Annotated in this window: 22 protein-coding genes and 2 pseudogenes; 1 reads left to right on the top strand and 23 read right to left on the bottom strand. The window is 60.6% G+C overall.

Annotated features, from left to right (window positions below; genetic code table 11):
* Window positions 1-173 precede the first annotated feature (173 nt).
* Window positions 174-1,289 carry an LOG family protein gene (locus AB4N73_RS00935; protein ID WP_460142821.1) on the top strand — a complete coding sequence of 372 codons (1,116 nt, stop codon included), beginning with the start codon at window positions 174-176 and terminating at the stop codon, window positions 1,287-1,289.
* Window positions 1,290-1,348: 59 nt separating this feature from the next.
* Here AB4N73_RS00935 and recX read toward each other — a convergent pair whose 3' ends face one another.
* From recX to AB4N73_RS00820, 23 genes and pseudogenes are all read right to left on the bottom strand, one after another.
* Window positions 1,349-1,819 carry a recombination regulator RecX gene (gene recX, locus AB4N73_RS00930; RefSeq protein WP_041478085.1) on the bottom strand — a complete coding sequence of 157 codons (471 nt, stop codon included), beginning with the start codon at window positions 1,817-1,819 and terminating at the stop codon, window positions 1,349-1,351.
* 8 nt (window positions 1,820-1,827) lie between these two features.
* Window positions 1,828-2,886, bottom strand: a complete 1,059-nt coding sequence (gene recA, locus AB4N73_RS00925; protein ID WP_024011876.1) for a recombinase RecA — start codon at window positions 2,884-2,886, stop codon at window positions 1,828-1,830.
* Between the two features lie 83 nt (window positions 2,887-2,969).
* Complete coding sequence (locus AB4N73_RS00920; RefSeq protein WP_150743337.1) at window positions 2,970-3,470, bottom strand: CinA family protein; 501 nt, start codon at window positions 3,468-3,470, stop codon at window positions 2,970-2,972.
* A gap of 67 nt (window positions 3,471-3,537) precedes the next feature.
* Window positions 3,538-4,056: a lysis system i-spanin subunit Rz gene (locus AB4N73_RS00915; protein WP_460142820.1), complete on the bottom strand. Its 519-nt coding sequence runs from the start codon at window positions 4,054-4,056 to the stop codon at window positions 3,538-3,540.
* Window positions 4,035-4,602: pseudogene (locus tag AB4N73_RS00910) on the bottom strand (glycoside hydrolase family 19 protein). The gene AB4N73_RS00915 and the pseudogene AB4N73_RS00910 overlap by 22 nt, the downstream one beginning before the upstream one ends.
* A gap of 113 nt (window positions 4,603-4,715) precedes the next feature.
* Window positions 4,716-5,162, bottom strand: coding sequence for a phage tail assembly chaperone (locus AB4N73_RS00905; RefSeq protein WP_236168043.1), 447 nt, complete (start codon window positions 5,160-5,162; stop codon window positions 4,716-4,718).
* Window positions 5,163-6,050 (bottom strand): gp53-like domain-containing protein, encoded by an 888-nt coding sequence (locus AB4N73_RS00900; RefSeq protein WP_056783294.1) that lies wholly within the window; start codon window positions 6,048-6,050, stop codon window positions 5,163-5,165.
* Complete coding sequence (locus AB4N73_RS00895) at window positions 6,050-6,520, bottom strand: phage tail assembly chaperone (protein WP_236168044.1); 471 nt, start codon at window positions 6,518-6,520, stop codon at window positions 6,050-6,052. The genes AB4N73_RS00900 and AB4N73_RS00895 overlap by 1 nt, the downstream gene beginning before the upstream one ends.
* A pseudogene (locus AB4N73_RS00890) lies at window positions 6,520-7,445 on the bottom strand (hypothetical protein). The gene AB4N73_RS00895 and the pseudogene AB4N73_RS00890 overlap by 1 nt, the downstream one beginning before the upstream one ends.
* A 144-nt stretch (window positions 7,446-7,589) precedes the next feature.
* A complete protein-coding gene (locus AB4N73_RS00885; protein ID WP_236168045.1) occupies window positions 7,590-8,105 on the bottom strand; it encodes a phage tail protein in 516 nt (171 codons plus the stop codon).
* Window positions 8,102-9,253, bottom strand: coding sequence for a phage tail protein (locus AB4N73_RS00880; RefSeq protein WP_406228387.1), 1,152 nt, complete (start codon window positions 9,251-9,253; stop codon window positions 8,102-8,104). Before AB4N73_RS00880 ends, AB4N73_RS00885 begins: the two co-directional genes overlap by 4 nt.
* Window positions 9,254-9,267: 14 nt before the next feature.
* Window positions 9,268-9,867 carry a YmfQ family protein gene (locus AB4N73_RS00875; RefSeq protein ID WP_041478090.1) on the bottom strand — a complete coding sequence of 200 codons (600 nt, stop codon included), beginning with the start codon at window positions 9,865-9,867 and terminating at the stop codon, window positions 9,268-9,270.
* Complete coding sequence (locus AB4N73_RS00870; protein WP_252868884.1) at window positions 9,855-10,901, bottom strand: baseplate J/gp47 family protein; 1,047 nt, start codon at window positions 10,899-10,901, stop codon at window positions 9,855-9,857. The genes AB4N73_RS00875 and AB4N73_RS00870 overlap by 13 nt, the downstream gene beginning before the upstream one ends.
* Window positions 10,891-11,289: a phage GP46 family protein gene (locus tag AB4N73_RS00865; protein WP_016771422.1), complete on the bottom strand. Its 399-nt coding sequence runs from the start codon at window positions 11,287-11,289 to the stop codon at window positions 10,891-10,893. The genes AB4N73_RS00870 and AB4N73_RS00865 overlap by 11 nt, the downstream gene beginning before the upstream one ends.
* On the bottom strand, window positions 11,289-11,798 hold the full coding sequence (locus tag AB4N73_RS00860) for a phage baseplate assembly protein V (protein WP_056783277.1): 510 nt from the start codon (window positions 11,796-11,798) through the stop codon (window positions 11,289-11,291). The genes AB4N73_RS00865 and AB4N73_RS00860 overlap by 1 nt, the downstream gene beginning before the upstream one ends.
* 151 nt (window positions 11,799-11,949) lie before the next feature.
* A complete protein-coding gene (locus AB4N73_RS00855) occupies window positions 11,950-12,999 on the bottom strand; it encodes a phage baseplate assembly protein (RefSeq protein ID WP_375123197.1) in 1,050 nt (349 codons plus the stop codon).
* Between the two features lie 4 nt (window positions 13,000-13,003).
* Window positions 13,004-14,239 carry a DNA circularization protein gene (locus AB4N73_RS00850; protein WP_136492063.1) on the bottom strand — a complete coding sequence of 412 codons (1,236 nt, stop codon included), beginning with the start codon at window positions 14,237-14,239 and terminating at the stop codon, window positions 13,004-13,006.
* Window positions 14,236-16,125, bottom strand: a complete 1,890-nt coding sequence (locus AB4N73_RS00845) for a phage tail protein (RefSeq protein WP_460142819.1) — start codon at window positions 16,123-16,125, stop codon at window positions 14,236-14,238. The genes AB4N73_RS00850 and AB4N73_RS00845 overlap by 4 nt, the downstream gene beginning before the upstream one ends.
* A 130-nt stretch (window positions 16,126-16,255) precedes the next feature.
* Window positions 16,256-16,552, bottom strand: coding sequence for a phage tail assembly protein (locus tag AB4N73_RS00840; RefSeq protein WP_007908778.1), 297 nt, complete (start codon window positions 16,550-16,552; stop codon window positions 16,256-16,258).
* The gene (locus AB4N73_RS00835) at window positions 16,549-16,896 is read right to left on the bottom strand and encodes a phage tail tube protein (protein WP_007908779.1); all 348 of its coding nucleotides are present in this window, start codon (window positions 16,894-16,896) and stop codon (window positions 16,549-16,551) included. Before AB4N73_RS00835 ends, AB4N73_RS00840 begins: the two co-directional genes overlap by 4 nt.
* A 67-nt stretch (window positions 16,897-16,963) precedes the next feature.
* The gene (locus AB4N73_RS00830) at window positions 16,964-18,460 is read right to left on the bottom strand and encodes a phage tail sheath subtilisin-like domain-containing protein (protein ID WP_460142818.1); all 1,497 of its coding nucleotides are present in this window, start codon (window positions 18,458-18,460) and stop codon (window positions 16,964-16,966) included.
* Entirely contained in the window at window positions 18,460-18,642 is a 183-nt protein-coding gene (locus AB4N73_RS00825; protein ID WP_024011856.1) for a DUF2635 domain-containing protein, read from the bottom strand. Before AB4N73_RS00825 ends, AB4N73_RS00830 begins: the two co-directional genes overlap by 1 nt.
* Entirely contained in the window at window positions 18,639-19,223 is a 585-nt protein-coding gene (locus AB4N73_RS00820) for a phage tail terminator protein (protein ID WP_041478098.1), read from the bottom strand. The genes AB4N73_RS00825 and AB4N73_RS00820 overlap by 4 nt, the downstream gene beginning before the upstream one ends.
* Window positions 19,224-19,378: the final 155 nt, after the last annotated feature.

Here is a 19,378-nt window from a genome sequence, read left to right as displayed (position 1 = left end):
AACGTTACAGCGCACTGTTCAAGTCAGCGCGAATGCGTGCGAGGGTCTAGATTGAGAGTATTCCCGATCATTCGTTAACGGCAGAAATGGAACTGCCGGCCCTGTGTGTTTTTGCAGTGCGACCCGGACGCTGGTTGTCCGGGCTACCCGCCCTGTACAGAAGGAGACGTTGAATGCCTTATCAACCGAATGACCTCTTGAGCCGTCATTTTCAGGAAAGCGGCGACCTTGTCAGCCAGGTCGAAGCCCAACTCAGTCATATTTCCACCAACAGCCCGAACATCCCCATCTACCGTGACATGATCCTGACCGTGCTGCGCATGGCTCAGGAAGACCACAACCGCTGGAACGCCAAGATCACCCTGCAAGCCCTGCGTGAGCTGGAACAAGCGTTCCGCGTGCTCGAACAATTCAAGGGCCGGCGCAAAGTCACCGTGTTCGGCTCGGCACGTACGCCAGTGGAACATCCGCTATACGCGATGGCCCGCGAACTCGGCGCGGCGCTGACGCGTGCAGAGATGATGGTCATCACCGGCGCCGGCGGCGGCATCATGGCCGCCGCCCACGAAGGAGCCGGACGTGACCACAGTTTGGGTTTCAACATCACCCTGCCCTTCGAACAACACGCCAACCCCACCGTCGACGGCACCGATAATCTGTTGCCATTCCACTTTTTCTTCACCCGAAAACTGTTCTTCGTCAAAGAGGCCGATGCGCTGGTGCTGTGCCCAGGCGGGTTTGGCACCCTTGATGAAGCGCTGGAGGTGCTGACACTGATTCAGACCGGCAAAAGCCCATTGGTGCCGGTGGTGTTGCTGGATGTTCCGGGGGGTACCTTCTGGCAAGGTGCGCTGGACTTCATTCGCAATCAGCTGGAAGAAAACCGCTACATCCTGCCGACCGATATGAAGTTGATGCGGCTGGTCTACAGCGTTGAAGAAGCGGTGGAAGAGATCAATCAGTTTTACAGCAACTTCCACTCCAGCCGCTGGCTCAAGCGGCAATTTGTGATTCGCATGAACCACAAGCTCAGCGACCAGGCACTGGCGCGGATGCAGGAGGAGTTTGCTGATCTGTGCCTGAGCGACCAGTTCCACCAACATGCCTACAGCGGCGAAGAACACGACGATGCGCAGTTCAGCCATCTGGCACGGCTGGCCTTTGCCTTCAATGGCCGTACCCATGGTCGTCTGAGGGAGTTGGTGGACTTTATCAATCTGCCGGAAAACTGGGCCTATTCAAAACCGCCCACTGCACAACGCTCACGCGAGCCTTTCAACGTAATTTGAAGGCAAAAAAAAGGCCCGCTATTTTCTAAAAAATAGCGGGCCTTTTTTGTTGAATCGGTCTAATCGTCCATCCCTCGACCGCTGAACAAGCGGTTGATCATCTCCATCGAGAACCCCCGATACGCCAGAAACCGGCCTTGCCTGGCCCGTTCTTTCGCATCAATCGGTAAATGTCCGGAGAACTTGCGTTGCCACGTATCCTGAAGCTGCGCCTGCCAATTGATACCACTTTCGCGCAGGGCGATTTCGATATCGGTACGTTGCAACCCCCGCTGGCTGAGTTCCTCGCGAATTCGCAGAGGGCCATAGCCAGAACGGGCACGGTAGGAGACAAAACTTTCAAGGTAACGGGCTTCGGAAAGCAGACCCTCTTCCGTCAAACGGTCGAGGGCTGTTTCGATCAGCTCCGCCTCGGCGCCGCGCTGACGCAGTTTACGCGTCAACTCGACTCGACCATGCTCGCGACGTGCGAGCAGGTCCATGGCGGTTCGCCGCACCGCGACGAGGGTATCCAGTACGGCGGTGGTCATCGCTGGTATCAGAGATCAGCGTCGGCCAGGTCGTCTTCGGTTTCTTTGACCGCCGAGGCCTTGGAATCCGCGATCACCGCTGGCGACAGCAGCTTGTCACGCAGCTGCTTCTCGAGCTTCGCGGCGATTTCCGGGTTGTCCGCCAGGAACTTGGCCGAGTTGGCCTTGCCCTGACCGATCTTGGTGCCTTCGTAGGCGTACCAGGCGCCGGACTTCTCGACAAAACCGTGCAGCACACCCAGATCGATCATCTCGCCGTTGAGGTAGATGCCTTTGCCGTAAAGAATCTGGAACTCGGCCTGACGGAACGGCGAAGCCACCTTGTTCTTCACAACCTTGACGCGGGTTTCGCTGCCGACCACTTCGTCGCCTTCCTTCACCGCGCCGGTACGGCGGATGTCGAGACGAACCGAGGCGTAGAACTTCAGCGCGTTACCACCGGTGGTGGTTTCCGGGCTGCCGAACATCACGCCGATTTTCATACGGATCTGGTTGATGAAGATGACCAGGCAGTTGGCGTTCTTGATGTTACCGGTGATTTTACGCAGCGCCTGAGACATCAGACGTGCTTGCAGGCCGACGTGCATGTCGCCCATTTCACCTTCGATTTCAGCCTTCGGCACCAGTGCGGCCACGGAGTCGACGATGATCACGTCAACGGCGTTGGAGCGCACCAGCATGTCGGTGATTTCCAGGGCCTGTTCGCCGGTGTCCGGCTGGGAAACCAGCAGGTCGTCAACGTTGACGCCCAGCTTGCCGGCGTACTCTGGATCGAGCGCGTGCTCGGCGTCGACGAATGCGCAGGTCGCGCCGGCTTTTTGCGCCTGGGCGATCACGGACAAGGTCAGTGTGGTTTTACCGGAGGATTCAGGACCGTAGATTTCAACAATACGGCCTTTTGGCAGACCGCCGATGCCGAGTGCGATGTCCAGACCCAGAGAGCCAGTAGAGATGGCCGGGATCGCCTGACGGTCCTGATCGCCCATACGCATTACGGCACCCTTGCCGAATTGACGTTCGATCTGACCCAGGGCCGCAGCCAAGGCTTTCTTCTTGTTGTCGTCCATTAAAGTCCTCACGTAATCAATAAGGCCTGACGGCCAACACCTGTATAAGTAGCCAGTATTATTCCACAGCGTTCGAAGATCGCCTACCCCTGATTTTCGATTTCTCGTGCCGCTAGTCGCACAAGCCCCTCTAGCGCGGCCTTCACCGTTTGTCGGCGGACTTCATCACGGCCGCCGGGGAAGTGCTGAACTTCAGTGTAAACCTCATCGCCCACACCCCAGGCCAGCCACACCGTGCCCACCGGTTTGTTCGGCGTGCCGCCGTCGGGACCGGCTACACCGCTGACCGCCACGGCAAAATGCGCCAGGCTGTGCCGCTGCGCCCCGCGCACCATGGCCTCGACCACTTCACGACTGACCGCCCCTACCGTCTCGAACAAATCGCCTGGCACATCCAGCTGCCGGGTTTTCTGCCGATTGGAGTAAGTCACGTAACCCGCTTCAAACCAGGCCGAACTGCCCGGAATCCGCGTAATCGCTTCGGCGATACCGCCACCGGTACAGGACTCGGCGGTAGTGACATGAGCATTGAGCACTTGCAGACGTCGGCCCAGTTCTGCGGCCAGTTGGGTGGTCTCTTTCACGGCGAGCTCCGGATCGTGTGGAATGCCCCCACCGTACACGAGCCGGACGCGCTTTCAATACACAGAATCATTCAAGATGTTCGGGCGCCAGCGCTCTGACATAGGCCTGACAGGCCTGCAACGCAATCAATCCACGGTCGCCGGTGTCGGTGATGGCGATAATTCGTTGAGCATGCGCGGGGTCAAGTCGGGCGCGTACGGTTGCAGGATCCACGCCGCTGGTGCCGGCGGCGGCTGGCACCGCACAGCCGTGGGCAACGTCGCCGGCGTCGAGAAGGACTGACAGCCGCACATCGGCAGTAGCAAGGCGATCGCGCAAGCGATCCTGATCACGTTGGGCATCGCTCAGCGCTCGATAATGGGTTTGCTCACTGGCCGCGAGCCGCTGCTCCATTGCCAGGCGTCTATCCTGCTCGGCCTGTTGCGCGGAGGCGGCGGTCTGCGTCAGTTGATTGAGGGTTTCGGCGTTTAACCGCGCCTGCTCGGCCAATTGCCGCCCGTAGCGCCAGTCCTGAAACTGCCATGCCGCTGCAAACGCCCCGGTCACCAGCAGCAACAGACCCATCACGCGCCAGGAGCCGGACATAGCACCGCCCTCGCCCGCGCCCATATTTGCAGACGATCCTGCAAGCCGTTCAACCCGCCGTTGATCCGCCGGGTGATGGTGTTGAACTGGTCCGCGTCGGCCAGTTCATTCAGGCCCTTCTGCGCCCAGAACCACGCCGCCGATTCGGCGGCCCATTGCGGTTGCTCGAGCAATTCGGGCAACGACAAAAGACGCTCATCGCCAAACAGGCCGAGGCTGCATTGTCGATAGTTGTCACGACCGGTGATCTGGATCAGCCCGCGCCCGCGATACTTTTGCCCGTCGCCGTCGGCTTCCGGAGTATTGCCCAGACGCAGCGCCAGCGTGCCAGTGTCGTATTTGCTCAGGTATTGGTTATTGCCCAGTTCGCGCACGTAGCGCAATTGGCCGGACTCGTGACCGACCTGTGCGAGGAACGCCGCGATACGTTTTGGCGTATCGATGCGCTGCCTGGCCATCGCGGTGTTGAGTGGCGAAACAAAAAACGCCCGCTTGGGAGCGGGCGTTGGGCATGATGTCGATAAGGTGTTTTTCAGTTAATTGCATGATGCTTGATCCTCCCTGGATGTTGTCCCGATTGAATCACGGCTGGCGGTTGATGCTTGCCAGCCATTGTTTTCCGGAGTTTTCCGCGAAAGTATTCGTGAAGTGACGCTGGGTCAGAGCGCCGCTACCAACCAGCGCGGCGCCACCGGGCGATGTTCGCTGAAGGGAAAAGAGGACCCTTGCGGCCAATCGCGTAATTCACGTCGATAGGCTTGCAGTTCAGCATATTGTTCAGTAGTCAGCGTCGTGCCACCGCCATCCTCCAGTTCATCGCGATCGCGTGCAACCATGCCATCGGTGGCTGCCAATTGCGCATCACGCCATAGACGCTCCATGTCCTCGACTTCTTTTGCCGAGGGTGGAGGTGGATCAACCAGAATCGGGTAGCCGTTGTCCGCACGCACCCCGATCATTTTCGCGCTGACCGCCAGTTGCTGCAGCAGCGAGATCCAGTAGCCCTGAGGAATTTCGATGACGTCGTCGGGGATGTCCGTCGAGTTGATGCCGGGTACGTAAACACCCCGGGTGGTGGCGCTGAATAAAACGTTGAAGTTGTCCATTCAATAGCCCTTTACAAAATAGTTGACGGTGCAATTGGCAGCCAACTGCGCATTCGCGTCGCGAATTTTCAAGGTGCAGCCCTGCTGATTGGCGGCATTCAGCACGATCATTGCGGTGTCACCTCCCGCATGTGTGGCCACGAGCGAGAAATAGGCCCTCGGAAACGAGATTGGGAATGTCACGTAGACCAGTCCCGCAGCATTCGACAGACCTGAGCCCCATTGATCGATATTGCCGCTGGCATGTTTTTGATATCCCTGGGCACTCGTCAATCCGGAAAAAAGCGAGGCATATTTCAGACTCGCCGTCCCGTGTACCGCCCAGGCTCCACTTTCCCTCACGATGGTGGCGCTCTCGCCACTGTTGATCACGATCGAGCTCAACAAGACGCCTTGCGGGCTTATTTTTGCGGCACCCGGGTGAGCAATCGTGACAGGAGCATTGCTGCGGCAGTGAAAGACGATGGCGGCGCCCATAGGAACCTTGTCAATTTCCGGCAGGGTCACGGTGTAAGGCGAGTTACCACCCAGACCTAACGACCAGCCCAAGTCAGCGAGCGTCAGTTGCGTAGTAGCAAGGATGTCACGCGCCCCCGCGTAGCTGCCAAGAGCTCGCTGAACAAACTCGCAAGTCGCCGCCGAACGGCTGACATCAAAAGGTGCTGCGGTCTTGAACAACTGAGCGCCGCGCAGTGCGCCTAGCAATTGCGCGTTGGACGCCTCACTCGGCGTCAACCCGCCGGCTTGAACGACGCTCAGGATTTCCTGGGTAACACCATTGCCCCAACTTGCCGGAATCAGCGATCCCGGTCTGCCGTTCAGCGGGTCTTCATCAACAAAGCTACCGTCCACCAACCCTGCGCTGGGGACGCTTTTTGGGTAATCCATTACTGTTCTCCTGTTTTGATAGCGAGCCATGCGGGTGCCAGAGGGCGGGCATCCAACGCCGGGAAAAGCGCTGAGTCAGGCCAGTCGCGCAATGCCTGTCGGTACTCAAGCAGTTCCAGATACTGCGTGGGCTTGAGCGATGTGCCGCGTCCCATATCCTGTTCATCGCGATGCCGCGTGACTAACCATTCGGTCGTGGCCAGAGAGGCTTGGCGCCAGACAAGTGCGGCCGCAGGTTCCTCTTCCGCAACAATGGGAGCCTGAGCTACCACACGGCTCTGCTGTGCAGGCAGTTCTTCGGCGCCTGTCGGAAGCCCGGTGATCGGCGCACCGATCTCGACCTCTTGACCCTCCGGCACGCGAACCATCGTCTCGACGAAGGATGGAGCAAACAGCTCGCAGATGGCGTACTCACCGGCGTCGATCCGTTCGACGACCACGCCGTTCTCGACCCGTGCATAAATGGCCATTATTCATACTCCCAGATTTCACAGAATGCGTTGCCGCCGGCGCCACTGAGTACGGCAGCCGAAGCGTTGGTCGAACAGGAGCCGCTGCCGCCGGAACCGCGTCCGCCGGTGATGCCAATCCCGTTGACCCCCACTCGGGTACCACCGCCGTCATACGGGCTGGCACCGCCCGCACCCGAGAGGACGCCCCAATTGGCGTTGTACATTGCGTATTCGCCGGGTGCGCCCCGAGCATTCGCAAGATTGCCGCCTGTGACTGCTTGCCCTCCTGCACCGCCCTGAACGAAACCAACTGTTGTGGCTGTTACGGCGACGGTAAGGACCTGCCCGCCTCCACCGCCCGCAGCGCTCATGTAGGTGCCGAACGAAGCACCTCCGCCGGCCAGCCCCATCACATTACTCGCAGCGCCACCGCCACCCAGCGTAACGGGCACGCCTGCAAGTATTTCCGGGGTCACGTCGTACAGGCTTTGAGCAAAGGCCCCAGAGCCTCCGCCACCACCAATACCCTGATAACCGGCGGCAACGGGCGAACACCCACCACCGCTCCCCCCGCGCCGACCAGCCGCACATGGATCCTCTTGGCTTTGGGGTTTGGCTTGTAAAGCGTAATCCCGACCTTCTCGAACTGCCTGACCGCCAACAGCCGCCCCACCGCATCGGTGATGCCGTAACCGGCCAATGTGGTCGGGGTATTTTTCAGTTTGGTGAAATCGACCAGTGCACCGATCGCACTGGCGAGTTGATCCGTTTTGGCCTCATCGGGTGTCAACCCGGCCGCCTTGATCACGTTGAGAATCTCTTGTGTAACGCTGTTGCCCCACACCGCCGGAATCAACGAACCCGGTGTCCCCGCCACCGGGTTTTCATCGACGAAGCGGCCATCGACCAGTCCGACGCTGGGTACGCTTTTTGGATAATCCATAAGATGTTCGCTCCTTTGAAATGACAAATGACCGGCATCGGCATCGGCAAAACGTTCTTCGCCTACCTGTTCACGGTCTGTTTTCAGAAATAAAAAAGCCCACATCGAAGTGGGCTTGGGTGACGCAGAACTGAGGTTTTTGATTTAGCTGGATGGACCGTTGACCAGTTCGCGAATGGCGACAAATGCTTCGTCAGCAGAGCTGCGCGCCAGATCCATGTTGCCCTTGGCAGCTTGGGCGCGAATCTGCGCTTTGGCCTTCAGGCGCAGGGTACGCAGCGCCAACAGATGGTCGGTCAGTTGATCGGCCATGCTCAGAATCTGCTCGGTGGCCTGTTTGGCGCTGCGGCCTTTGACAACCCACGCGGCGACCGACAGCGGCACTTCTTTTTTTGGGTAACCGGCGTCCTGATAAGCATGCGCGTCGGCGGCGGCCTGGGCGTATTCCATGGCTTTGAGCGGGTCGCCGGCCAGCACCGAGCGGACGTTATCAGCAGCGGCGTCGATCATGCCGCAGAGGCGTTCGGCTTCCAGCAGTTCCAGTTCGGCGACCCTGCCCGCATTGAGCTGCCATGCTTCACCGACCCACTCATGGGCAGGAGAAGGCTGTGCAGCACGCAAACCGTCCTCGAACTGATGCATTTCTTGAATGATGATCATCGGATCAACTCCCAGGAAAGATTGATATTCACCGCTGCTGTAAAATTGATCGCAATACCGTTGGAGTAGTCGCTTGGAAGGATATTTTTAATACCCATGCTCAACAGCAATTCGTCACTTGTTCCGTTATCAGCACCGAAGGCGTGTTCGGCTTGATAGGTCTGCCACAGGGAACGCAACATGCTGTGGTCGAAGCTGGCGGTCAATGTCGAAACGGTTGTGTCATTCACCTCGTTGTTGGTAATAACCCGCACCGTCTCACCCGCATTGGCCCAGCCGTCCCAGTTGCTCGACGTGGCAACCTTCGGGTTGAGAAAACAGTAGTTGGCGCCCAGCCATCCGGGTGTAGCAAAATTCACAGCTGTGACTTGCGTCGGATGCGGCGTCGCGTTGCCCACCACCAGACGAGCGGCACGAGCATGCGGGTCAAGTGGCAGGTACACCACACCATTACCGCTGATTGTTTGCGTCCACGACAAGCGACTGCGGTTATAAATCGGCCGGACAATTGGTACCGAGCCGGGACCAGCCGTCACCACCCATGCCAGACAAAGATCCAGCGTCGTCGATTGGAAACCGCCTCCCGCCGCTCCATTGTTCGTGCCCTTCAAACCCTCCGGTGTAGCGTCATAAATCGTGCCGCGCTGCATGTAGAAGGTCAGCAGGCCCGCAACCACTTGCGCACGCAGAAAGTAACCAGAGTTGGGCAAAAGATCGGCACTGCTCCACGCTTGTGTCGTAAATGTGCGCGGACGACCCAACTGACCTGCCAGCACTTCTTGGCCCAGGCTGATCAGTACGCCGGGCAGAATAGATAACCGACCGCCACTGGTAGCAAACGCGGTCGGTGTGATTGGCAATCGCCCGTCCGCCGTAGCGACGGTGGCGGTTGGCAAGGCGCCAATCGGCAACGCCGAATCCAAATTCCAGCCCTTGGCCGAAACGCTCTGAATCGCCTGCAACAACTGATCGTATTTCTTCTCGTCAGGCGTCAGGTCCGCCGCCTTGATCACGTTGAGAATTTCCTGCGTAACTCCGTTACCCCAGTCCGCCGGGATCAACGATCCCGGCGTCCCCGTCATGGGGTTCTCATCCACAAATTTGCCATTCACCAGCCCGGCGCTGGGCACGCTATTCGGATAGTCCATCTGCTCATCCCTCCCTAGTCATAATTGATGTGCACCTTGGTATGCGCCGGCGCGCTGCGGTGGATCAGGCATTCCAGCGCCGAGCCCGGGTTGACGCCGAAGCGCTCGCCCCAGTAGCTCGCGCCGTAACGGCGGCCGAGCAGCAGGCGGCCGCCGGTGTTGAGCGTCCACATGAACTGCGCTTCCCAAGTGCCCCAATGCGCCGAGCCGAAGCGGGCGCGGCCCATGCGTGGGGCTTCGTGTTCGGTGATGCTGGCGTTGGGGTAACCCTGGCTTTTGGCGATGTCGAGGTAGTAGCCGACAGCCTGGCTGCCGACCGCGAGCAAGCGGCGGCGTACGGCGAGGCGGCGGTCGTCGAACAGTGGCGTGGCGCCCAGGCACGGGTCGGGCAGGTTCATCACCCGCTCCCAGTCCGGCACCAGTTCGCTGACGCCGGCCGGGTCCATTTCGTTGAGCAGATCGGCGGCGCGCGCATCCAGACGGGCCAGTTCGACGGCGACGCCTTGCAGCACTTCCTCAAGCTCGGGCACCCGCTCCGGATCCCATGCCGGGCCACTGGGCAGCAAGGCGCGCAACTGCGCCTGGTATTGCGCGGCGGTTCTTATGCCCCCCATACGCAACCTCCGAAGGTGAGCAGTTCGCTCTGCCCGGCCGGCACGTCAGCGGCCGGAGCAGTGAGCGTGTGATCGTATTCGCCGCCGGCGCTGCTGATGGCTTCGCGGATATGGCTGATCAGCAGCGGCACACCGAGATCGGCCTCGCGGTTGTGCAGATCGCGCAACTGCGCTTCAACGGCGGCGCGCACGGCGGTGGTGTCCGGATTGACGCTCTTGAAGCGATACACCACCGGCACCTGAACCGGTCGCTGCACGTGCACTTCCGCGGTCACCGGACGCAGCGGTTCGATGTACTCCTGAACCTCCGCCAACTGCTCATCGTTCGGCACCGGTTGCGGGTCTTCATCACGCATGATGAACACCGTCACCGTGCCCGGCCCGAGCAGGCCGCCCCGGCACCACGCCCGCGTCACGCCCGGCACTTCCAGTGCCCAGGTCTCGTAGTCGCTGGCCGAGCCACCATGAGGTATGACGCGGTAGGAACGAATCACCCGCGAGCGCAGCGATTCGAGGCTTTCCCGCGCCACACCGCCGCTCAGGCCCGGCGCCAGCACCAAGAAGCTGTTGCCGACAATCCCGGCAATCGGCTGCACCGGGGTCAGCGTCAAACCCGCATCAGCGTTGCCCAGACTGCCGGCCTCCAGCGCCGCAATCGTGGTGCTGTTGCTGCCATTGACCGTGGTGCGCGCCGTGGTGACTTTGTAGGTGCGGCCATCGTTCGCTTGCAGCAGAGTGTCGACGTCGAGCACGGCGCCGGGAGTGGCGGTAAAACTGACGCTGCCGGTAGCCACTTGCGCGGCTTTGCGCGGCTGATTCAGGCGCAGCGCGGCGATGCGTTCCAGGGTTGACTCATTGGCTTTGTCGGGCAGGATCTGCTCGGCAATCCAGTCAAGATAACCGTACAAGCCATAAGCGGCGCCGCCGAGGGTGCGGGCGAGCACTTGCGCATCGGACTGGCGCAGCGAATCGCCGGCCAGGTCGCTTTGGGTGCGCTTGATCAGCACCGGCAGCGAAGGGGTTTCAAACGGCATAGATCACCTGCCAACTGTTATCGGGGTTGATGTCCAGACGTTCGCCGTCGGCCAGCGTGAGGACCGTGCGCAGGTTCAGGCGCTGGGCATCGAGGCGTTCGCTGATGATGTCGATGGCGCTGCAGTGGCCGTCGTCGAGCAGCCATTGCAGGGCTTCGCGGGCATAGAACTCGGCGTCCATCTGCGTCTGCCGGGTCAGCTTGACCCGGCGCAGCAGCCACAGCCGCGAGCCGATGCGATCGTCGGCAACCGTGGGAAAACTGTCGCCCCACCAGCCGAAGCGTTCTTCGTCATCGAGGGCGTCGTCATCAGCGGCGCGACGCCAGGTGAACAGACTGATGAGCACGGCGCGGGTCAGTGCGGCGTGGAGGTTCTGGCTGATGAACATCACTGGCCTCCTGCCGGCGCGCCGGTCTGACCGTTGCCGGCCTGCACGCCTACATGCACGTGTTTGATCTGGCTGATGCCGCCAGCCAGTTGATCACCGGTGGAAACGATCTTGCCGGTCTGGTTTATCACCGGCGTGTCGAAGTTCACCGCGCTGCTGGCGCGGATGTTCAGCGTGGCGGTTTCGATGTCGATGATCCGCCCGCGCTTGAAATGAATTTTGTCGCCCTCGTCGGTGTAGATCGCCACTTCACCGGCAGCGAGCGCTTGCAGGCGATAGCGACGGTCGGCGATGACCAGGGCGATGGCGTGGGAACGGTCGCCGCCGATGAAGGTGACGACCCCTTCAGCGCCAGCCAACGGATGGCTGGTGAAACCGTAGGGTTCGAAGTGTTCGAGGTCGTCGTTGACTTCACCGGCGGTGAGGCGCATTTGCAGCGATTGCAGCTTGGTTGCCGAATTGGCGAGCACGACAGTGCCGCGCGCCAGCAGGCGTGTCAGTAGGCTCATGGGTTTCCTTACACTTTGTCGACACAAACCCTGTGGGAGCGGGCTTGCCCGCGATGGCGGTGTGTCAGGGAAAAAATGTATTTGTTGTCACGACCGCTATCGCGGGCAAGCCCGCTCCCACAGGGGCCATTGTCGCCAGCAGGATCCTGCGTCAGGCCTGGGATTGCTTCGGGGGCGTCGGATCAGGATCAAAGGTATGCGGCGGGGCAACTTGCAGCGTGGTCACCGAACCTTGCGCCGACAACGAATAAGTGACCTTGGAAATCAGCATGTCACCATCGAAATCGAGCACCGGATCCTTGACCTTCACTAGCGTGTTATGGCGCCACAAATCGCCATTGCTCTGCCGCCAGCCCTGCACCTGATAGGTGGTGGTCTGCGCACGGCCCATGCGAGTCGCGCTTTCCCATTGGGCACGCTGCTGCGCCAACTCAAAGGTCAGTTGCGTGCCTTCGTTGATCACCGTGGTGCGCCGCCGTTTGAAACTCAGGTCGGCCGCCGTCGACTCGACTTCGCTGACCGCCGCGCCGCTTTTCGCATCCGAGCCTTTCTGCTGGCCGATCACCCGATACTCGGAGAACACCTGGCTGAAATCCATTGGCGCATTGGCCGACAGGATGTTCTTGCCCAACTCCAGCGCATCGCTGGCGCGGCCACCGCTGCCGGGTTTGGCCAACACCAACTGGCCCAGCTCGTTGTCGGTGGAAAACACCCGCAGCAGCGACAGCAATCGGTCGATCGACTGGAATGCCGTTTCACCCGGCACGATGGTGTGTTTGGTCAGGCGTGTGGTGTCGCTGATTTCATTGACGACCCACAGTCCATATTCGCTCGCCAGATCGCGGACGATAGTCAGCAAGGGTTGTTGCTGCCATTGGCTGGGCAGATTACGGGCGGCGCAATCGACCAGATCCTGGGTTTTCGAACTGCCTTCGATGGTCAGGCTGACCTGCCGCCCGTCATAGCGGATCGGCGCCTTGAACACGTAGCCGGTAAGCACCAGATCCTTGCCGATTTTCACTTCACAGGGGTCACCGGGTTTAATCGGTTTGCTCACCGCCTGCCCCGGCCATTGCCAGGTAATGTCGAGCTTGAAGGTGCGGAACTGACGCTCGAGATCGGCGGTGATTTCGACGCTTTTCCAGCCGCCGTATTCCATGTTGTTGACCGTCAGCGTGACGTGATTGTCCATCTCGTTCATGGCGTCACTCCCGCGAGACTTTCACATCGTTGGGCGAGAAACCGGGATGGGTAATCGCGTTGCGCTGAGTCACTTCTTCGACTCGCGTGGCGTCGCCGAACTGCTTGTAGGCCACGACCACTGCCGGAAAGCTTTCCTGAAACGATTTGCTGACTTGCCGCACGCCAGAAGACGCCACCGCTTTGAGATGAGCCACCAGCGCTTCCTTTACATCGTTGATGGCCTGGAAGTGCGCAGGTCCGGCTTTCGCCAGCATCGGGTCGATGGCTGCAGTCACCGCCGTGCGCAGCGCTTGCATGTCATCGCTGACGGGGACTTCCTGACGACTCACCGGCGACGTCGACTGTTGAGCCAGCGACGGTGTCGACGCCAGTTTCACCGGCGTGGTCGCCACTGGCATCGACGCGACCCACTGCGCGACTTTGACCAGCATCGTGTCTTGCACCAGATCGGCCATCGCCTGCGCTGCGGCATTGGTGTCCTTGCCGGTAGTGATCTTCGGCGCATCGGCCTTGCGAATCGCTTCGAGTTGCTGCGACACGTCGGCGATCACGCCCCGGTAGCCTTCCTTGGCGAACGCCTTCAGCTCCTTGATATCGCCGAGCAAACCCTTGAATTCCGCCGCCACTTCCTTGGGCAACTCCTTCACGGCCTTGACCAGTTCAGTGATCTGCCGGTACTGCTCGATCAAAGGTTTCAGTTGCTCCTTGATCACTTCATATACGCCGGTAAGGCTGTTGCGCAGGTTGGTGATGCCGATCCGCGCGGCCTTGATCAGCGTCATCGCCTGTTCGAAACGCGCCACCGCCGAACCCAGCAGCCCGTCGGCCTTGGCCAGCAGCACTTTCTGCGTGCTGACCGTGGCGGTCGGAAACGGCAGGGGTTGGTCGGGATAGAACTTCAAGGCGAACGTCACCAGCCCACCGTCCTGGCGGGTGTGAGTCATGTCGCATTCGCCGACCTTGACCTGCAGGCGTCCAAGCCACGGATGCACCAGTTCGCCACGGCCCTGCTCCAGCGCCTTGAGCAGCTTGTCGCGCTGCTCAAGGCAATCGGGGCCGATGATGAACGCGGTCAGATCGTGAGTCTTGGCCTGCTGGCCGAGGTCCTCGAAAAACGGCAGGTCGCGTTGCGGGTATTCATGCAACTGCCCTTTGCGACCGACCGGGGTTTTCGCCTGGTCGATCCAGAAACCGACACCGCGAAAGGATGCCGGCAATAAACGGTCACGCCAGTTCATTGGGAACCTCCCATCGACAGTGAGCGATAGCCGATACGTGAAGACACGGCCAGGCCCGGTTGATTGGTTTGCGGTTGTTCGGTGCGCAGGCCCGCCGGCGCATTTTCGAAGCGCACGGTCAGACCGCCTTCGAGTTGCGTACGGTTGTTGGCGGCACTTTGCTGGATCAGCGCGCTGGAGGTTTGTGGCAACGAACCGCTTTGCAGTGCGCCGTTGCCAGCAGGCGCCGGACTGGCAGCGAAGAACGCCGGTGCCAGTTCGCCTTTGCCTTCGGCATTGGTCTCGCGTTGCGCTTGGGTCAGCGTTTCGACCTTGCCGGTGACCTTGGCGATCAGTCCGGCGAAGCCACCCTCGAACAACTCCTTGATCGGCGCAATGACGGTTTGCAGCTTTTGCCACAACTCGCCGAACCACTCAGTGATCGGCCCCCAACTCTCGATGATCTGATCCAGAGGTTTCCATTCGAACAGACTGTGTAGAAAATCCACGACCGGCGCGGAAAGCGCCAACACGACGCCCCAGATCGCCGAAAAGACCTCACCGATCGGCTGCCAATACTGAGCAATCTGCTCCAGCGGCGACCACTCGAACAGGCTGGTGAAAAAGCCTCTGACCCGCTGCACAGAAGTTTGCAGCGCCATCCAGATCGGTTCGAAAAACCCGACAACCCCACCCCAGGCGCTGGTGAGCATTTGCATCGGGAAAAAATCGAACAGTGCCCGCAAAGTATCCCGGGTGCTTTGCACAGCCGATTGCAGCGTCGTCAATATCGGCTGGAAATACGCAACAATGCCTCCCCAGGCGCTGGTGATCATCTGCATTGGCGAGAAGTCGAACAGCGACACGAGGAATTCTTTAGCCGGTAGCGCGACTTCTCGCAGGCCGCTGAACATCGGTTCGAAGAACCTCACGACACCACCCCACGCATCGGTAATCATCTGCATCGGCGAGAAATCGAACAGGTTTCTGAGAAACGCCATCACCGGCACACTCAAGGCCTTGAGCAATTCCCAGATCGCCGAGAACAAACCGGTCAGCGGCCCCCAGTTTTCGATGATCATCCCCGCAGGCGACCACGCGAAAACCGACTTGAAGAAGTCGATCACTGGCGCCGTCACGGCCATCACCTTGTCCCAGATAGCCGAGAAAAATCCCGTGACCGGTTCCCACAGCGCAGCCAGTGCCGCCAGCGGTCGCCAGTCTAGTACCGAGCGCAACGTCGCCATCGCACTCGCCCCGGCGTTTTTCACGCCCTCCCACATCCCGGTGAAGAACGCGCTGATCGGCGTCCAGTTGGCCACGATCAAACCGGCCGCCACGGCAATGCCCAGGGCGATCAGCATGATCGGGTTGGTCTTGAGCACCATGCTCATGACGTCCATCACCTGCGTCATACCGGTGACCGCGGTTTGCATGGCGGAGAAGGCAATCGCCCCCGCCGCCAGGCCTTCGACCAGTTTCGGATTGTCGGCGAGCAGGCTGCCAACCTGCGTCAGCATCGGCTCAAGCCCGACCACCAAGGCCCCCACCGCCGGCACCAGCGCGGCGTCCACCGCCGCCGAAACCTTCTGCATCGACGCACTGAACACGTTCATGTTCTGCGTGGCTGCTGTCGGCGCGGCGGGCAGATCGACGGTTTTCGCCGTGTCGCTGACTTCGCTCAATTTGCCCTGGAAGGCTGCCGCTGACTTGATCCCTTCCACGAACGGCGTGATCACACTGCCGCCGTTGAACAAACCACTGACGTCCAGCTTGCCGAGGCCGGTCTGCTCGAGATTGTTTTTAAAACTCTCAACCTTCATGCGCAGGGCGCCCAGTTTGGGCGAGAGTTCATCGATGCCGGTGATCAGCACCGGTTTCGGGGTTTTCTTCTCTTCGTCTGCCATCACTGCACCTGCTGCATCGCATTGATCCGTTGCGCGTGCTCCAGCGATTCGCGGAGCACATCCAGTGGCCTGGCCATCATCTGTTCGGGATCAACCTTCCAGAACCAGGCCAGGTCATAGGCGACGGCGATCAGGTCGGTGATGGCGCCGACGCCGCACTCATGAAAAAACTCGCAACAGCCCAGCTCAGTGCATTGAGGTCAGCCAGATCCAACTGGTTGACCGACGACGGCGGGATGCCGGCGCACACGGCGATGTATTTGGCCGCCACGTCCATGTCGAGGCTGACTTCTTCACTCTTGTCGATCTTGTACGGCAGTGCCTTGATCGCTCGCACTTCCTGCACCGTCGGGCGGCGCAGAACGAGTTCGGTCAGAGGCTCGCCGTGGGCTTCGATTGCGACTTGAAGCTTCACGGCGCCGCTCATTGCCAGGTCCCCTTGATGCCTTCGAACTTCAGTTCGATGGTGGCGTCGTCGCCCTTGGAAACTGGCTCCTCGACCAGATAGGCGCCGGCCAGCACGTAAACTTTGCCGTTGCTGAATTCGCAGGTGACGGTGATATCGGTGCCTTCGATCAGCTTCTTCAGCGGGAAGTCGGCGGTGTGCAGCGCGGTCACTTTGAACGACGGCGCGATGTCGGTTTCCTTGTAGAAACCGGGCACGACGGTTTCACGTTTGACGGCCATCAGCGGGGCTTCGCAGCCGCCATTGATGGTCAGTTGTGCGCCGTCGACCTTGACGTAGCAGGTGCCAGCAATCAGTTGACCCATGGTGTTTCTCCCTTCAAATAAAAAGCCCACGCGAGGTGGGCTGAATGCTTAGCGCCGACTGCGCGGATCAGGCCGCGTCGTCGTACTGCAGACGGAACTGGTTGAGCAGTGCGAACACGCGCAGACCGTTGATGTAATCCGGCGGGAACAGCACGTTCACGCGGCTCGGGTCCTGCACGTCGCGCTCGACAATCAGGTGCTCGGCGAACAGCTCGGCGTTTTCCACGTGGCCTTCCAGTTCGAGTTTGGCGTACTGCGCGATCAGCTCGCCGCGAATGGTCGCCGGGGTGACGATAGGCTGGCCGGCACCGAAACGCGTGCCGTCGGAGGCCAGTTTGTGGCGGCCGTATTTGCTGGTGATCACGCTTTGCAGACGACGCACGATGAACGCCGACTGGTGCATGGTTTCGCTGTCCAGATAGGAGTTGTCGGCCTGGCCGTAGGCGTTCTTCTGGTAGGTGGTGATCGAGCGCTGGATGCGCACGTAACCGCCTTCGTAGTACGCAGTAGCGATGCCGTAGTTGAGCAGCGACTGACGCTCGGTCAGGGTGAAGCGCTCGCTGGCCGGCGCCGGGTCAACACCCGGCAGGCTGCCGCTTTGCGTCGGACGGCTGGCATCGGCGGAGATGAACACCGCCGTGCGCGCAGCCAGTGCCGCCGCTTGTACCCAGAACGGTTGTGGTACGCCCGGCTCCAGCGCCTGGATGGTCATGTGCTGATCGTTGCGCGCCTGGCCGGCAGCGACCAGCGTACCGACCGTGCCGCGTTTGGCGCTGTAGACGTGACCGAACAATTGCTTGGCCCACGACCAGCGCCCGGTGCTGTCATCCATCACCGCTTGCCAGGTGTTGAGGGTGGCCAGGTCGGACCACGGCAAGGCGATGAATTCGAATGGCTCATCGCCTAGAGCCGCGACGGCGGCGATCTGATCCGGCACACCGGCGCCGCCGGTCATGGCGGTGATTGCGCTGGTCAGACCGGCCGGAGTTTCTTCGCCGTTGCTCTTGCCCAGGCGATTGAATTGCAGGCTGATGTCGTTGCCGCTGTCGCCGGTCCATTTGGCGGTCAGGGTGACCACGCCTTCGGCAGTGGCTGCGCTGACTGGCAGGTCGGCAGTGGCGTTGATTTTCTGCGCCAGTGCGGTTGCCGCTTGAGCGGCGGTGGCGCCATTGACCAGGGTGGCCTGCACGCGCACGCCGCCGACGTACAGATTGAGCATGCCCGCTTGAGTTGCGGTGCCGGTCAGGGTCAACACACCTTTGGCGGTAGCGCCTTCAGTGTTGTGCAGCGGCAGGCACCAGATCTCGCCGATCGGGTCAGCCTTGCGGAAGGTCTCGTACATCGAAGCGAGCATCGAGCCCTGGCCGCCGATGCTTTTCGCCAGCGCCACGCTGGAAACCAGCACCAGTTTGCCGACCTCAATCGGGGCAATATTGTCGTTGACCTGCGCGACGATCAAACGGCGCATGGCCGAGGTCGCGCTGTTGGCGGCCGAGTTGTCCATTTCGGCATAGAACAGCGGAACACGAATGTCCGCCGGGATGTTGCTGAATCCGATCGCCATTATTTGGCTCCCTGTGGTTTAGCCGCTTTTGCGGTTTTGAGTGTGATATCGCCGTCGGCCAGACGCCGGCGCCACCAGGCGCTGTCCAGCACTTCTCGGCCTGCGGCCGGCAGCAAGTCGCCCGCCTCCGGGTCAGGTACGACACGGCCAGCGGCCGGCACTACGGTGATGCGGTTGCTCATGGGGTTACGTCTCCAGAGAAAGTCATTTCCACCCGGCCATCCGGACCCGGGCGTTGCAGATTGGGGTCGGCCGGATCGATCGCATCGACCCGCACCGTCATCCCGGTAAAGGACGACAAAGCGTCCAGTTCGCGCTCGTGCCAACTCTCCGCAGGCTGACTTGGCAGATTGCGGCCGAGCTGGAACTCGGCATAAAAACGCAGCCGATAGAAGGCGCGGCTGCTGTTGATCGAGACCATCTCGCCGCCGTCGTAGACGATGGCGCTGTAGTCGGAATCGGGTTTGAACCCCACCAGCGCGCGCCACAGTTCGGCGCGCAGGTCGTGCAACCCATCCAGCGCTTTTGTCGCGTCGGTAGCGTCAAGCACCAGAACGATTTCGAAGCGCTCGCGGATCGGTTGGGTGGTGAGGTTTTGGGTGGTGCCAGGACTGGCCAGATCGGCCAGCGGCAGTACGTGAGCCGAGGGCGTCGGTAGATCGGGGTTGCCTTGCAGCAACGCCAGATCGACACCCACCGAAATATGATTGGCAAGGCCAGGGCATTGCCCACGCAGTTGCGTGAGGATCGGGGTGATCTTCATGGGGGTGTTCCGAAGTAAGAGAAATTACAGTGAACGCCGCAGTCCCTGTGGGAGCGAGCCTGCTCGCGAAAGCGGTCGATCAGTCACATCGATGCTGAAGCTGACGTCCCTTTCGCGAGCAGGCTCGCTCCCACAGGAATATGCACTCGGTTCAG

Source organism: Pseudomonas sp. S3_B08, from assembly GCF_054667725.1.
This window is presented reverse-complemented; position numbering and strand designations above follow the sequence as displayed.